This is a genomic window from bacterium (assembly GCA_024224155.1).
Lineage (GTDB): Bacteria > Acidobacteriota > Thermoanaerobaculia > Multivoradales > JAHEKO01 > CALZIK01.
On record JAAENP010000004.1, the window covers coordinates 1 to 14,146 of the forward strand.

Here is a 14,146-nt window from a genome sequence, read left to right on the forward strand (position 1 = left end):
AAGCGCCTAGTCGTCCTGGGAGCAGAAAGCCGTTCACGTTCGAATCTGGTACCTGTTCCCGAGTTTCTTGAAAGTGGTAGGCCCGCGCGGACTCGAACCGCTGACCTCTACGATGTCAACGTAGCGCTCTAACCAGCTGAGCTACGGGCCTAAGAACCCCCGTCGATGCCAGAAACATTAGCCCCGAGCGCGCATCGACCACCACCCGAGCCAGGAGAACTTACAACCGCACTCGTCCACTGTCAATTGGCCGCCGGCCCGTAGGAACATCCCAGCCGCCGACAACGCGCCCGGTGCTGGCAATCCGGCAAGTATTTGCTGTGCTAAGCTCCCGCCGTTCGCATGGAACCCGACTCCGACCCCCCTGATCCCAGTCCAACGCCAGACACGGTGAACAGCCGGTCACTCGGTAGCCGGTGAGCTCGGTCTTGCTCGTCGCCAGCGGGCTGCCCGGCTCGCTTGAACTGAATCCCTGGCTGGGCCTGACACTCGGGCTCTTTCTGGTCCTGCTCAACGGCTTCTTCGTCGCCGCCGAATTCGCGCTGGTCAAGCTCAGGCCGACCCAGCTGGCGCCGGACGTTCGCAGAGGCGAGCGCCGCGCGAAAGTGGCCAAGCACATGCTCGGCCACCTCGACGCTTACCTTTCGGCGACTCAACTCGGCATTACCCTGGCAAGCCTGGCGCTAGGCTGGATCGGCGAGCCGGCGTTCGTATGGCTGCTCGAGCCGGTGGTGACCAAGCTCCCCGGCGCCACACCGGCGCTGGTCCATTCGGTGAGCCTCGGGGCCGCGTTTCTGGTTATCACCGTCCTTCACATCGTCCTGGGCGAGGTGGCGCCCAAGTCGCTCGCCATCAGAAAGCCCAAACCTACCGGCCTTTGGATCGCGGTTCCGCTGTTCCTGTTCTACAAGGCGACCTACCCGGCGATCTGGATTCTGAACCACGCGGCCAACTGGATCTTGAGGCTCTTCGGCGTCGAACCGCTGCACGGCGAGGAGATCAGCCACGACGAAGAGGAGCTCCGACTGCTGCTGGCATCGACGGCGAACGACCGTCTCACTCGCCAGAAGCGGCGTATTCTGGACAACGTCTTCACGTTCTCGGCCATGCCGGCGCGCAAGATCATGGTGCCGCGCAGGGATGTCGCCTACATGTCCACCCAGCGCTCGGTCGCAGAGAACATCGAGCTCGCGAGAAGAACCGGCCACACCCGATTCCCCCTCTGCGACGGCGACCTGGATCACATCCTTGGCCTGATCCACATCAAGGACGTCTTTCGGGCCGTCCCGACGCCGAGCTCCCTGACCGAGGTCCAGCGCGAGATCCTCTTCGTGCCCGAGACTTTTCCGCTCGATCGTCTTCTGCGACGCATGCGCACCAAGAAGGTCCATCTCGCCGCCGTCCTCGACGAGTACGGCGGCGTGAGTGGCATCGTCAGCCTCGAGAACGTGATCGAGGAGATTGTCGGCGAGATCCAGGACGAGTTCGATCTCGAAACACCCGAGATCGTAGAGATTCCCGGCGGCGGCTACGCGGTCGCGGGATCGACGCTGGTCGAAGACCTGGAACAGGCTCTCGACGTCGAGTTCAGTGAGCGGGACGAAGACACCGTGGCCGGCGTCGTACTATCCGAACTGGGGCGCCGCCCAGAGTCCGGCGACACGGTGCGATTGGGTCCGCTCGAGCTGAGAGTTGCCGAGGTTCGAGGCAACCGCATCCATGCCCTCGAGGTGAGTCGCGCCGACGTCACCACGGCTGCCGGCGAAACCAAGTGAGGCTTCAGGAGGGCGACTCGCTCAGAATCGCGTCGAGAACCGCGTCCACGGCGCTCGCCAGCGCCACCAGCTTCTTCTCGCCGTCTCGTCTCAGTGAAACCTCGCACTGGTCATTGGCCAGCGACTTGGAGCCCACCACGACGCGAATCGGCACGCCGATCAAATCGGCATCGTTGAACTTGACACCGGGCCGCTCCTGGCGATCGTCGAGCAGGGCGTCTACCCCCTTTTCGAGCAAGGCCTCGTAGATTCTTCCCGCGGTCTGAACGACCTCATCGTCGTTCATGTTGAGCGGCACCACCAGTGCCTCGAACGGGGCCAGCGGAAGGGGCCAGATGATGCCCCTGTCATCGTGGTTCTGCTCGATGGCCGCCGCCACGGTCCGTCCGATGCCCAGCCCGTAGCACCCCATGACCATCGGATGGCTCTCGCCCTGATCGTCGAGGTAAGTGCAACCCATCGGCTCGGAGTATTTCGTGCCCAGCTTGAAAATATGCCCGACTTCTATGCCGTGAGAGATCAGGAGATCTCGATCGCAGTTGGGACAGGGGTCGCCGCCCTCGACCAGCAGCAGATCGTGGAACTCGTCGAGGCGCACGTCCTTGCCAAAGTTGGCGCCCACCCAATGGGCGTCGGCCTGATTTGCCCCGCACACGAAGTTGCCGATGCCCTCGACCGACTTGTCGGCGACCAATCGCGCTCTCTCCAAGCCGATGGGACCGGCGAAGCCCACCGGCGCGCCGCTGACCTCTTCAACCATGGCCTCGTCCGCCAGCTCCAGCTCCTGCACGTCCAGTAGATTCTTGAGCTTGATCGAGTTGACTTCCCGGTCTCCGCGAACCAACGCCGCGACCGGACCTTCTTCGGTGCGATAGATGATCGTCTTGACGATTCGCTCGGGCTCCACGCCAAGGAAGGCGGCGACTTCCTCGACCGTGGTTTTTCCGGGGGTTTCCTCCACACGGGCCTCCTCGGCCGGTTCTTCCTTCGGGGATCTCACCAGACCCGCCGTCTCCGCCTTCTCCTGGTTGGCGGCGTAGCCGCACTCGGCGCATCGCAGAACCAGGCTCTCACCGGTGTCGGCCACGACCATGAACTCGTGCGAAGCGGAACCACCGATCGTTCCCGAATCCGCCTCGACCCTGATGAAGTCGAGCCCGCACGCCCGAAAGATACGCTCGTAGGCACCGCCCATGGCCTCATAGGCTTCTTCCAGGCTCGCCGGAGTCGTGTGAAACGAATAGGCGTCCTTCATCAGGAACTCGCGGCCCCGCATCAAACCGAAGCGCGGCCGGATCTCGTCGCGAAACTTGACCTGAATCTGATAGAGATTCACCGGCAGCTGACGATAGCTGGTCACGTCTTTGCGCACGATGTCGGTGATGATCTCTTCATGAGTCGGCCCGAAACAAAACTCGCGGGCGTGGCGGTCGTCCATCCGCAGCAGCTCTCTACCGTACTGCACCCAGCGTCCCGACTCCCGCCAGAGCTCGGCCGGCTGGATGGCGGGCATTGTCAGCTCCACGCTGCCAGCGGCGTTGAGCTCCCGACGAACAATGGCCATCAGCTTGGAGAGACTTCTCCAACCCAGGGGCAGGTAGCTATAGATCCCGGCGGCCGCCCTGCGAATCATGCCGGCGCGCACCATCATCTGATGGCTCACCACTTCGGCGTCCTTGGGAACCTCGCGGGTCGTAAACAGATAGAACTGACTCCAGCGCATGACTATTGGCGTTCTTTTTCTTGCACCCGCTCGAGAACGCGATTCGTGTCCTTCATGCACTCCATCATCTTCTGCTGCACCGACATCCCCCTTCCCTCTGCCTCGCGGGCTCGCGCCAGAACCTGCTTCGCCTCTTCCTCGTCACCCGCCGCCAGTAACGCCATTCCCAGATGGGTCAAGGTCGGCGCCGACGGGTCCAGCTCACTCGATCGCGTCAAGAAGTCCACAGCCTCCTCGAACTCGTCGCGCTTGTAGTGCACCCAACCGAGCGCCGCCAGCGGGAACTGGCGCAGCTCTTCCGGTGAAGAGTCGAGCGAACGGCGAGCAAGCTCCAGGGCCTCATCGAGATCTTCCTCCATCTCGGCCAGCGAGAACGCCATTTCGTAGTATGCAATGGCTCGGGCAAAGCTCGACGAACCCTCTTCGAGCAAACGGTTTCCGACCCTGAAGCCCTCGCGAAAGCGACCTTCGGCCCGAAGCGCCTCGATCAGGGTCGCGCAGGCGGTCGCCTTGAGCATCTCGTTCGGCTCGAGCTCGAGCAGACGCCGAGTCGCCAGCTCGCTGTCCTTCGAGCGCTTGTGCTCCAGGCAAACCAGGGCAAAATTGATCAGCAGCGTCGGATTGTCGGGCTCTACGTCCAGCGCCCGGCGATAGCAGGACAGAACACGATCGGGCCGCGAACGCGCGCTCGCTTGTGCGGCCTTGTCGAGCCAACCGCGCGCCTTCTCGGAGATCTCCGGCAGGGGCGACTCCCGGTGGCCAGAGAGATAACGAATCAAATCTTCATAGCGGAGCTTCTTGGGGTTGAGTCTCTGAGCGCGCCGAAAGGAATCGAGTGCCTTCTGGTGCCAGCCTCGATCCAAATAGGCCAGACCGAGCAGGTGATGAGCCTCTTCGTGAGCCGGATCCCGCCTGACGGTCTCCTCCAGCGATCGCGCCGCTCGAGTCAGTTTCCCCATCTCGTAGTAGCAACTGCCCAGTAGGAACAGCGCCTCCGGTACCGGATCGAGAGCCACGGCTCGTTCGAGAAGCGTCGCGGCGCTCGCCAGATTGCCGCGCGCGGCAAACACCGCCCCGAGACTGAAGGACGGCAGAAACGAGTCCGGATGGAGTGCCAGTGCGCGTTGCAGCAAGGTCTCGGCGCTTTCGGCGTCGCCTCGCTCATGCTGGATCACGCCGGTGTAGACAAGACCTTCATAGTGGTCGGGAGCGGCGGTCAGGACCTGTTTGAAGTAGGCCAGGGCCCGCTCGGTCTCGCCGTCGTTGAAGTAGGTCTCACCGATGAAATAACCAAGCTCGTAGTTCTGCTTGTCCAACCGGTACGCGGCCTCCAGAGCCTTGAGCGCGCGATCGACGTCGAACCCGAAGAGAGCGTACTCGGCGTCGTCCAGAAGCTCGACGAACAGCTTGCGGCGCTTACCGGTGAAAAGGGCCGCCATCCGACCCTTGACCTCGACGAAGCGCTCGCGCTTTTCGAGGGCGAGCAGCTGGTAGTCCATGCGGGACTGCCAGAGATCGTTCCACTCCTCCGTATCGACGATTCGCTTCTTCTCCAAAAGCTCACGCAGCGCGGATACGCCGGTTTGGTTGACTACGATGCTGCGCTCCTGCTTATTGAGCGCCATCATCAACTCGCGAATCGTCACCGCCGATCGCTTGACCGCCTCTTCGAGGATCGAAATCCGCTCGAGCAGGTGCTCGTCGAAGGAGAAATCCTCCTCCGGTGAAGACTCTTCGAAGTCCGAGGGGACCTCGGCACCCTGCCCCGAAAGCACCAGCAGCTTCTGGTGACAGCGGGCGCAGTACTCCTCTTCTTCGCGATTCAGCGCTCCACAGGCCTGGCAGAACATCAGCTCTCGGTCGGGTTTTCAGCTGGGGAAATGTGTCGAGAAGCGGTTCCCCGGTCGGGTCTTCGACGAAAGAAGCCGTTCTCCAGCAACGCGCCGAGATTACGGCAACGCAGTTGGGGGGTCAAGCCGAGTCCGGCAAGGCTGGATCGAACCAGGGCTCGCGTCGCCCGAACTTGGTACCGATCGCACAGCCTACGCCCAAGAGGGTGACGACGGTCCATGTCCAGGTGCCCAACCAGGGCACGAGCTTGACCGCGCCCAACGTCAGAAGCCCGAGGATAGCCGCGTTGAGCGGATTCCAGCGGCGGTGCAGCCGTCGCGTGATCCATGCTCCCGCCGCGTGGAAGACCGCGACACTCCCCCAGAGCTTGAACAACAGCATCGACATCACAACCAGGAACAGGAGTGGGACCCCCATGATCGACGAGGCCAGCGCGCTGAAGAACAGCGCTGTGAGAAACAAGGTCAAGACGGTGCCCAGTCCGATGAGAAACATTCGCAGAGGCTCGGCAGCCACCGCGGAAGACGCACTCAGAACCTCTCGGCCACTCGAAGCCATGATCAAAACCGCCCATAGGAGCCAGGCGGCGAGCAGCGCCAGTTTGGCCCCCAGAATCACTCTCGAAAACGCCGACAACCCGAGGCTGGGGCCTTCGAGGAGAACCAGCCAGGCGCCGCTAACGGACGGATACGATACCGAGCGCCCGCCGATGATCGAGCCCGCTTCCGCCGTCAACCGGCCGCCGAGAACAAAGATATCGCCATCGACCCGCGCCTGATCGGCAACCGTAACGTCACCTCCGAGCACAATGACGTCACCTCGGGCCGTGCCGTTGACCCGAACCGAGCCATTGACCGCCGCGACATCGTCGAGGGCGTCGCCGTCGATCACGAGATCGCGGCCGACCGCAACCAGCTGCCGGCGAGCCAGGCTCCCCTTCTCGACCACCAAAGCGGACTCCTGAGCCGGTAACAGTCCAGCCTGTAGAAACAGCACCAGAAAACCGACGGCTGTCAGTCTCTTCATTGAACCAAGTCTAACTCGGAACCTGGCCTGATTCCGCCACCGGCGGTCGGCCCGAGACGACCTGTCGCGTCAGGATCGGCCGCGCCGCTCCGAGGAGTCGCCCCTGGCCACTGCTTGGCGACGAGACAGGTGCCAAAGGTAGCGCAGGAAAAGGTAGTCGACGCCGAGCACGAAGACTCCGAAGGCAGCGAACCCCACTCGCGAGCGCGACAGAAGCTCACCAAGGGCCAGTCCGATTCCGGACCAGGACGCCGCCAGGAGACCGGCGCCGGCCAACGCGGCCGAACGAAAGAGCTCCGCCATCGCGGCCAAGGTGCCGATCCACGGTAGCGCTTCCCCCAGGGGCTCGCCCTGGAATGTGAGGGCGTAGGCCGTCGCGAGCAGAGCGACGAAGACCACCGCCGCGACGCGCCAGCTGGCGGGTCGGCGCATTTCCCACGGTGCCGGCGGCATGTTCTCCAGCACCCGTCGGGCGAGGTCCGGATCGGCTTCGATCTTGGCTTCGTCGAGCAGGGAATCCAGAGAGATCATCTCTTCGCGTACTGTCCGGCACTCCGGACAGCGAGACGCGTGCTCCTCCAGCTCCCGCGCCTCGCTTCGCGTCAGGCCTCCATCAAGCTCGAGGTAGGCGAGCTCGAGGTATTCGGAGTGTTGCTTCTGTTGACGGTTTCGCATCGGTTCGGTGCACCCAGTCTCTCGTTAGTCGACGAGATAGTCCGCCAGGCTCTCCTTGAGGATCTGCCGGGCTCTAAAGAGCTTGTTCTTGACGGTTCCCAGAGGCAGCTCCTTCAACTCCGCAATCTCGGCGTAGGACAGCTCACCGTAGTGCCGCATCACGATCAACTCCCGATACTCCCACGGCAGAGCCTTGATGGCCTCGGTGATCGCGTCGCCACGCTCTTGATTTCGCAGCTCGCCGTAGGGCCCGCGCTCCTCGGACGGGAACTCCCAGGTCGAGTCGGTGTCCTGGTTCTTTGACGGCCGGTCCATCGACACCAGCTTGAGGCGTCGCTTGCGCAGCCGATCGATCGCGGCATTCTGTCCGACCCGAAAGAGCCAAGTAGAGAATTTGTACCGCGAGTCGTACCGATCAAGAGCCTGAAAGGTCTTGAAAAAGACCTCCTGAGCCAGGTCGTGGGCCTCGGCCTGGTCGTAAAGAAGGCGATAGAGAAAGTTGACCAACCTTCCCTGGTAGCGCTTGACGATCTCACCGAACTGCTCCTTGTCGCCTTTCAGGACCGCCGCGATGATCTCCGCGTCCGAGTCTTCCGGCGGCTCCTTTGTCATAAGTGTTACGACGCCTCTCGGGAAAGGTTGCAGATTACGGAAGTTGTGTCGGCCCGCCCGCGGCTAGCCTTTATTGAGCTTCCTGCCCACCAGAAACATCAGCCCTCCCATGGCCAACAGCCCGATTTCGGCGCGCAGTGCTTCGTAGAAGAGCCCCACCAGTAGCGCCGTGCCGACGACCACCAGGGCGAAGAACTGAAGCAGCCAGCCGAGCGTGCGCATCTAGCAATCGGTGATGGAGGTCGGGTCGCTCTGCGTCATGGCGTGGCGGCGGCACCGGAGCCATCGAGGTCGTCGCGGCCCGACAGCCATCCGTCCGCCTCGCCGGTGAGGAGTGCCACGAGATCCTTCTCGATGGCCTCCGGGGCGCTTTCCACGATTCGCCCCGACTCGATTCCGCTCTTGACTACGATCAGCGTCGGGACATAGAGGATCTCCTTACCCTCGAGAAGGTCTTCGGGCTCGCTCTTGGTTCGGTCCACGCCGACATATCGGATCGGAAACCCGAGATCTCCGCCAGCCATTTCCACCGCCCGCCAGAGCCGGGTCAGCTCGCGGCGACTGTCCGAGCACCAGGTCCCGAAGAAGACGACGACCTCGGCGTCGTCGACCGGCTCAGCCAACCGCCGGGACCAGACCTCATCAGGCTCCGCCCGCACCAGGTCACCGACCCACTCCGGCATCTCGGCCAGAATCTCGGCCTGCGTCGTGGGGCCGACAATGGGCTCCGGCTCCGGGCTCTCGGACCGGCTGGTCTTGCCACCGGAAGCGCACGCGCCGAGCAAGAGACCAGCGACTACAGCGCCGGCTACAACCGGCGCAAACTCACCCATGCGAGGTTCTTCGACGCCCCAATTCACGCCGCGAGTCTACCGTAGGGGTCCGGCGTCACGAGCCAGCTCGCGGACTCTCAGGATCGTGTCTCCCTGCTCTATCGTGTTCAGCCATTGCTCACCGGCCACGACGCGTCCGAAAGCCGTATAACTGCCGTTCAGATGCGGTTGCGAGCTCATCGTCAAGAAGAACTGGCTTCCGGCGGTGTGGGTTCCGGAGCGGGCCATGCCGATCACTCCGCGCTCGAACGGGATCGTGCTGTTCTCGTCTCGCAGTGAGAATCCGGGGCCTCCCCAACCGTCCCCCCGGGGGTCGCCTCCCTGGGCAACGAAATCGGGGATGACCCGGTGAAACTCGAGACCGTCATAGAAACCGGCCTCCGCCAGCTGGATGAAGCTGATGCAGGTCAGAGGCGCCGCCCGCGGATCGAGCTGGATGATGATCTCTCCCCGCTCGGTCACCAACCGGACAAACCGGTCTCCGTTCATTGTGCGGATCATGTTTCGGTAGTCCTGGATCGACCTGGTCGATGAAATCGCGCCCAGAGGCGGTCGCTCGCGGTCGAGCGAGACCAGGGCGTCGCCGGCCGCCCGACGCACGAGGTAGTCCGAGCTCTCCGCCAGCCGCTCCAAAGCCGCTACGCTCGCGCCGCGCTCGAGCGGCTCCGCGGCCGCTCGAGCCGCCAGCGCCGCCGCGCCATTGACCTGGAGATCCGGCATTCGGTTTTTGGCTTTCGTGGTCACCGCCAACATGAGCTCGTCGAGGGGTGCGACCGGGTTGGAGGCAAGCCACTCGAGCGCCAGCGCGCGAATCCCGGGATCGGGGTCGAGTAGTGCTTCGCGTGCCGTCACCTCGACTCTGCGGTCGCCCGGGCGCGCAGCGTCGAAAATCACCGTCCATCCGGCCATTCGGACGGCCGGTACCGGGTCGCGCCTCAAGCGATCGACCACCCCATTCAAGCCGGCAATCGACGCCGCGCGAGCCGCCACTCGGCGCATCGATGGCCATCTCGACTCCGCGGCGCGCAGAATCAACTGCTCGGACTCGACATCTCCGTAGCGAGCCAGAGAGAGGAGCGCCAACTCGGCGGATCGCCCGCGCTCACCGGATGCCAGCTCTCGCAGCCGCGCGCCGAGGCCGTTGCCCGGCGTCCAGCTACCAGCGCTCTCCAGAGCCGCAAGCCGAATCCAAGTGCGCTCGTCTCCGATCAACTCTTCGAGGTCGGCGAGCCAGGCCTCCGGCGGCGCCGCCTTCCCGGCATCGATCAAGCTACTTGCGGCGCGCAGAGCCTGCACCACCACTCCCTGGTCCTCGCTCGCCAGAAGAGCGCGGAGCCGCCCGAGATCGGAGCGATCGCCCAGGCGTCCCAGACCTCGTGCAGCCCATCCGCGCACCCATGGATCCGAGCTGTCGAGGGCCGAGCGCAAGCGCGGCAGTCCCCTGACGTCGCCGCTGCGCGCCAGTGCGTAGAGCAGCCAGCGATAGAGCTCCGGAGCGAGCCCGGTTTCGAGATCCTCGCCGGTGTGCGACTCGCCCGCAGGACCGGCTTCGACGCCATGGATCTCCTCCGGTTTGAGGCGGAAAAGGACCGGAAACAGCCGCTGTCGTCTCTCGGCCTCGGGCAAGACCCCCAGCGCCGCCTCGATCCTCGTCAAGGGCACGCCGATCCGAGCCAGGGCCTCGGCGGCCAGCCGCCCGACCTCGCGGTCGCGATCTCCCAGCGCGCCCAAGAGCGCGGGATAGGCGCTCCGATCGCCCAGCTGACCGAGACCGAACGCCGCGGCCCTTCTGACTTCGACAACCGGATCCACGAGAAGAGACTCCAGATAGGGAAGCCCACGGCTGTCTCCCACGCGCCCCAACGCGATCGCCAGCCGCTCGTGAAGCTCCGGGTGCTGGCGAAAGATCGTGCGAACGGCGAACGGCTCAAAGAACAGCTGATCCGCCATCAGCATGAGCAATGCCGGGCCCTCGAGCTCGTCGAGCACCTCCTCGGTGGCCGGTGCTCCGAGCGGCCCCTGGTCTCTCACGGCGGGGGTCGTGCAGGCCACCGCCAACCAGCCGGCCAGAACCAAGTGCAGGGCTCTCGTTGCCGGCGTCAATCGCTAGATCCCGATCGCCAGCCGATGAGCCAGAACCTCGGGCAGCCCAGCCTTCAGAATCCGCCGTTGCGCATCCTCGATGGCGTAGTCACAGCGACGCCAGTGAATCTGCTCGCTCACCGAATCGTAGATGAAGTACGCGGTCCGTGGGTCTCGATCGCGCGGCTGCCCGACGGAGCCTGGATTCGCCAGGTAGCGCGTACCCGGCTCGAGCTGAATCGTCACACCGTCGCCTTCGAGGGCAAGTGACGCAAGTCGCCCTTCCTCGGCCGAAAAGCAGCTGGGGATATGGGTATGCCCGAAAAACGTGAGCAGGCCGCGATGCGCGGCGAAGATGACCGCGGCGTCCTCGAGGCTGATCACATACTCGTCCTCGTCCAGCGGCGAGCCGTGACAGATGAACAAGCCGGGGGCAATCTCCATCGGTCCGCGCGGTAGCTCTCTGAGGTACTCGAGGTTCTTCTCGGTCAGCTGGTCTGTCGTCCAACGCACCGCCAGGCGAGCCACGACGTTGAAGTGGGTGTCATGAAGCGGCATCGCGACGACTCTGTCGTGATTGCCGCGAATGATCACCGTCGGCTGCGGGAGGCCGAGAAGTCGTTCGATCACCTCGTTGGGCTCCGCGCCGTAGCCAACCAGATCACCGAGCACCAGAACCGATTCGATCGATTGGTCCGCGCTGTCCTCCAAGACGGCTTCGAGAGCTTCCGCGTTGCCGTGGATGTCGGTGAGAATCAGGTAGTTCATTTGCGACCCGTCTGGAACCGGTTCGCGGGCTCGCCCGCCGAGAGAATCCGTTGGAGGCGTTTCGCGGTCTCCTCCGGACTCGCGTCCGCCGCGACGTCGATTCTCAGATCGGCAGCGGCATAGGCGTCACGCCGAGCCTCGTACAACCGTCGAGCCTCTGCCACCGAACCGAAGAGTGGGCGCTGGGTCCTGCCGATCCCATCCAGTCTGTTCAGAATCTCTTCAAAGGGCGCATCGAGCCAGACGCTGGTGCCCGTCGAGCGCATGAGCTCAACGTTCGCAACTCGGGTCGCGGTGCCGCCACCGGTCGCGACCACCAGATCTTGCTCGCGACCCGCGACCGAGCCGAGGGCCGCGGTCTCGAGGCTTCGAAAGGCCTCCTCGCCTCGCTCCGAAAAGATGTCGGCGATCGCCATCTTCGCCTCGGTTTTGACCGTACGATCCAGATCCACAAACTCCCTGTTCATCAGCTTCGCCAAACACGATCCGACCGCCGTCTTGCCGGCGCCCATGAAACCGACCAGGTAGACCTTGCAGACATGGTCGCTTGCTGGGTGCCCTTGCGGGCCGCTCGGCTCGTGCTCTATGACTTCCGACCTTCCCTTCGAATGGCCCGGACCAGCAGGAGCGCGAAACCGCCCCATACGGCGCCACAGACAGCGATCATGAAGAGTAGCGCGGTTCCACTCATATCCCGGCCTACGACCTTTGCGCCTCGACCCGTCGGGCAACCAGCCAACGGTCCAGCAGAATCAGTCCCACCAGAGCGACAGCGAACTGTACCAGCACGGTGCCGACCGTCGCCGCACCGAATGGATTCAGCCACCCCTCGGGATCCCAGCCCTTGGCTTCCCACAGCCACCAGAGCATCAGGAGGACAGCCTCCACCGGAACCACGACCGAAATCAAGAAACTCCACCAACGACCGATGCGCAGGTCGCAACCCTCGGCGTTGACGACCTCGGTTCGCAGCTTCTCGACGCCGAACCTGCGTGCCGCGAAGGCAAAGAGAAACCCCGACACCATGAGGCCGACTCCCCACACCCAGTCCTGATTGTGGAGAAAGTCGAGTGACAGGGCCGAAGGGGCTCCGAACCAGAGCGCCATCAGGCCGACGATGACCAGGGCCTTGCGGCGAGTGAAACCGGCGTCGATAAAGACCCTCGTGATCAGCTCGATCATGGAGATCAGGCTCGTGAGTGCCGCAAACGAAAGCGCCAGGAAGAACAGAACCATGAACAATCCACCGGCGGGCATCTGCCCGAAGAGCTGCGGCATCCAGATGAAGGTCAGGCCCTCATTCCCCGCTCCGACGATCTCATCCCGGGCGCCGGGGTTGAGCGCGAAGACCGTACACAGGACCATGATCCCCGCCAAGAGCGACATGGAGTTGTTGCCGAAACCGATCAGGAAAGCGTTCAACGGAACGTCTTCGCGCGCCCGCATATAGATGGCGTAGGTGAGGATCAAGCCCCAGCCAGCGCCGGTATCCCAAGCGTTCTGGGTCAGGGCCTGGAGCCAGATGTTGACGTCTCCGAGCGCGCTCCAATCGGGTTTGAACAGGAACTCGAGGCCGGCGACGGCGCCGGGCAGAGTGACCGCCCTGACGGCCAGAATGACGACCAGAAGAACCAGCATGGGAATCAGCACCTTCGCCACCCGCTCGATTCCGCGCACCCCGAACCAGACCACGGCGACGGCAAGCGCCAGAGCCAGAGCGTGGGTGACGAACGACTGGCCGGTGCCGGCGTAGGACTGCCAGAACGCCTGAGGATCGGCGCTACCGAGCTCCCCGACGAGTGACGCGAAGAAGTACCGAATGCACCACCCCGCGACTACCGAGTAGTAGAAAGCGATGGCCGCCGCGCAAAGCGCTACCCAGCCTCCCATCCAGCCGGCGCGCTCGCCGGCGAACAGGCGAAAGGCGCCGACGGTGCCCATTCGTCCCTTCTTGCCGAAGGCAAACTCGACGATCATGAGCGGAATCGACCAGACAAGAAGAAACACCAACCAGGCGACCAGGAAGCTGCCGCCACCGTTGGTCGCGACGATCCTTGGAAACCGCCAGATGTTGCCGGTCCCCACGGCCATGCCCAGGGTCGCCAGAATGAGGCCCCAGCGGGTGGCGAACGTCTGGCTCAACTGCTTCCCTCGGCAAGTGCCACGAGTCGGCGGCAGTTGGCGCCGATATCTCCACGACAGACCGCTCCGAGCATCGCCACCGAGTCGGCTCCGGCTGCCAGCACGTCGCCAAGGCGGTGCTCGTTGATTCCCCCGATCGCCACGAGCGGTTTACGGGTCAGGTGCCGCGCCCGACGGACGCCTTCGAGACCTACGACATTCTCCGGGTCCCGTTTTCCGGTGGTGCTGAAGACCGGGCCGATGGCAATGACGTCGACCGCGCCGTCGGCGTCCGCCTCGCTGACCTGGTCCTCGTTGTGGGTCGACCGCCCGATCATCCTCTCCGGACCCACAACCCGGCGCGCGGCCTCTGGCTCGAGGTCGTCCTGGCCGAGGTGGACGCCGTGAACCGGAAAGAGCCGAGCCAGATCGGGTCGGTCGTTGACCCAGAGCTCCACCTCGGAACCTTCGACTGCACGGCAGCACCCTTCCAGATCTGCGGCGAGCTCGTCGTCGAAAGAACGCTTGGCTCGAATCTGGATCCAGCGCACGCCTTCGCCGGTCATGCTCTTCACGGCTTCGACCAAGGTTAGCCCGCCCAGGCTTTCCTGGTCCGCGAGCGCGTAGATCCTCGGAATCCGACGACCTGCGGCTGCCACCGCGCCGGGGTCTTTCAGCAA

At 64.0% G+C, this 14,146-nt stretch carries 13 protein-coding genes and 1 tRNA gene; 1 reads left to right on the top strand and 13 read right to left on the bottom strand.

Annotation, left to right across the window (positions count from 1 at the left end; translation table 11 throughout):
- Positions 1–74 precede the first annotated feature (74 nt).
- Positions 75–151: transfer RNA gene (locus tag GY769_00035), tRNA-Val, on the bottom strand.
- A gap of 265 nt (positions 152–416) precedes the next feature.
- Between GY769_00035 and GY769_00040 the strand changes: the two genes are divergently transcribed.
- Entirely contained in the window at positions 417–1,775 is a 1,359-nt protein-coding gene (locus tag GY769_00040; protein MCP4200307.1) for an HlyC/CorC family transporter, read from the top strand.
- Positions 1,776–1,779: 4 nt separating this feature from the next.
- Here the strand turns inward: GY769_00040 and GY769_00045 are convergent, their stop codons facing one another.
- The 12 genes from GY769_00045 to thiE form a co-directional block, all read right to left on the bottom strand.
- Complete coding sequence (locus GY769_00045) at positions 1,780–3,498, bottom strand: proline--tRNA ligase (GenBank protein MCP4200308.1); 1,719 nt, start codon at positions 3,496–3,498, stop codon at positions 1,780–1,782.
- Between the two features lie 2 nt (positions 3,499–3,500).
- A complete protein-coding gene (locus GY769_00050) occupies positions 3,501–5,348 on the bottom strand; it encodes a tetratricopeptide repeat protein (protein MCP4200309.1) in 1,848 nt (615 codons plus the stop codon).
- 121 nt (positions 5,349–5,469) lie between these two features.
- Entirely contained in the window at positions 5,470–6,375 is a 906-nt protein-coding gene (locus tag GY769_00055) for a hypothetical protein (GenBank protein MCP4200310.1), read from the bottom strand.
- Positions 6,376–6,444: 69 nt separating this feature from the next.
- Complete coding sequence (locus GY769_00060) at positions 6,445–7,050, bottom strand: hypothetical protein (protein MCP4200311.1); 606 nt, start codon at positions 7,048–7,050, stop codon at positions 6,445–6,447.
- 24 nt (positions 7,051–7,074) lie between these two features.
- Positions 7,075–7,662 (bottom strand): sigma-70 family RNA polymerase sigma factor, encoded by a 588-nt coding sequence (locus GY769_00065; protein MCP4200312.1) that lies wholly within the window; start codon positions 7,660–7,662, stop codon positions 7,075–7,077.
- 63 nt (positions 7,663–7,725) lie between these two features.
- The gene (locus tag GY769_00070) at positions 7,726–7,884 is read right to left on the bottom strand and encodes a hypothetical protein (protein MCP4200313.1); all 159 of its coding nucleotides are present in this window, start codon (positions 7,882–7,884) and stop codon (positions 7,726–7,728) included.
- A gap of 35 nt (positions 7,885–7,919) precedes the next feature.
- Positions 7,920–8,495 carry a thioredoxin family protein gene (locus GY769_00075; GenBank protein ID MCP4200314.1) on the bottom strand — a complete coding sequence of 192 codons (576 nt, stop codon included), beginning with the start codon at positions 8,493–8,495 and terminating at the stop codon, positions 7,920–7,922.
- Between the two features lie 36 nt (positions 8,496–8,531).
- The gene (locus GY769_00080) at positions 8,532–10,598 is read right to left on the bottom strand and encodes a hypothetical protein (GenBank protein ID MCP4200315.1); all 2,067 of its coding nucleotides are present in this window, start codon (positions 10,596–10,598) and stop codon (positions 8,532–8,534) included.
- A gap of 3 nt (positions 10,599–10,601) precedes the next feature.
- On the bottom strand, positions 10,602–11,345 hold the full coding sequence (locus tag GY769_00085) for a metallophosphoesterase family protein (GenBank protein ID MCP4200316.1): 744 nt from the start codon (positions 11,343–11,345) through the stop codon (positions 10,602–10,604).
- Positions 11,342–11,824 (bottom strand): shikimate kinase, encoded by a 483-nt coding sequence (locus tag GY769_00090; GenBank protein MCP4200317.1) that lies wholly within the window; start codon positions 11,822–11,824, stop codon positions 11,342–11,344. Before GY769_00090 ends, GY769_00085 begins: the two co-directional genes overlap by 4 nt.
- Before the next feature lie 220 nt (positions 11,825–12,044).
- Complete coding sequence (locus GY769_00095) at positions 12,045–13,436, bottom strand: sodium-dependent transporter (protein ID MCP4200318.1); 1,392 nt, start codon at positions 13,434–13,436, stop codon at positions 12,045–12,047.
- 47 nt (positions 13,437–13,483) lie between these two features.
- The gene (gene thiE / locus GY769_00100; protein MCP4200319.1) at positions 13,484–14,146 is read right to left on the bottom strand and encodes a thiamine phosphate synthase; all 663 of its coding nucleotides are present in this window, start codon (positions 14,144–14,146) and stop codon (positions 13,484–13,486) included.

Bases quoted from the DNA above. Each gene is read 5' to 3' on its own strand.
- GY769_00045 (MCP4200308.1), bottom strand. From the start codon at position 3,498: ATGCGCTGGAGTCAGTTCTATCTGTTTACGACCCGCGAGGTTCCCAAG.
- GY769_00050 (MCP4200309.1), bottom strand. From the start codon at position 5,348: ATGTTCTGCCAGGCCTGTGGAGCGCTGAATCGCGAAGAAGAGGAGTAC.
- GY769_00055 (MCP4200310.1), bottom strand. From the start codon at position 6,375: ATGAAGAGACTGACAGCCGTCGGTTTTCTGGTGCTGTTTCTACAGGCT.
- GY769_00060 (MCP4200311.1), bottom strand. From the start codon at position 7,050: ATGCGAAACCGTCAACAGAAGCAACACTCCGAATACCTCGAGCTCGCC.
- GY769_00065 (MCP4200312.1), bottom strand. From the start codon at position 7,662: ATGACAAAGGAGCCGCCGGAAGACTCGGACGCGGAGATCATCGCGGCG.
- GY769_00070 (MCP4200313.1), bottom strand. From the start codon at position 7,884: ATGCGCACGCTCGGCTGGCTGCTTCAGTTCTTCGCCCTGGTGGTCGTC.
- GY769_00075 (MCP4200314.1), bottom strand. From the start codon at position 8,495: ATGGGTGAGTTTGCGCCGGTTGTAGCCGGCGCTGTAGTCGCTGGTCTC.
- GY769_00085 (MCP4200316.1), bottom strand. From the start codon at position 11,345: ATGAACTACCTGATTCTCACCGACATCCACGGCAACGCGGAAGCTCTC.
- GY769_00095 (MCP4200318.1), bottom strand. From the start codon at position 13,436: ATGGCCGTGGGGACCGGCAACATCTGGCGGTTTCCAAGGATCGTCGCG.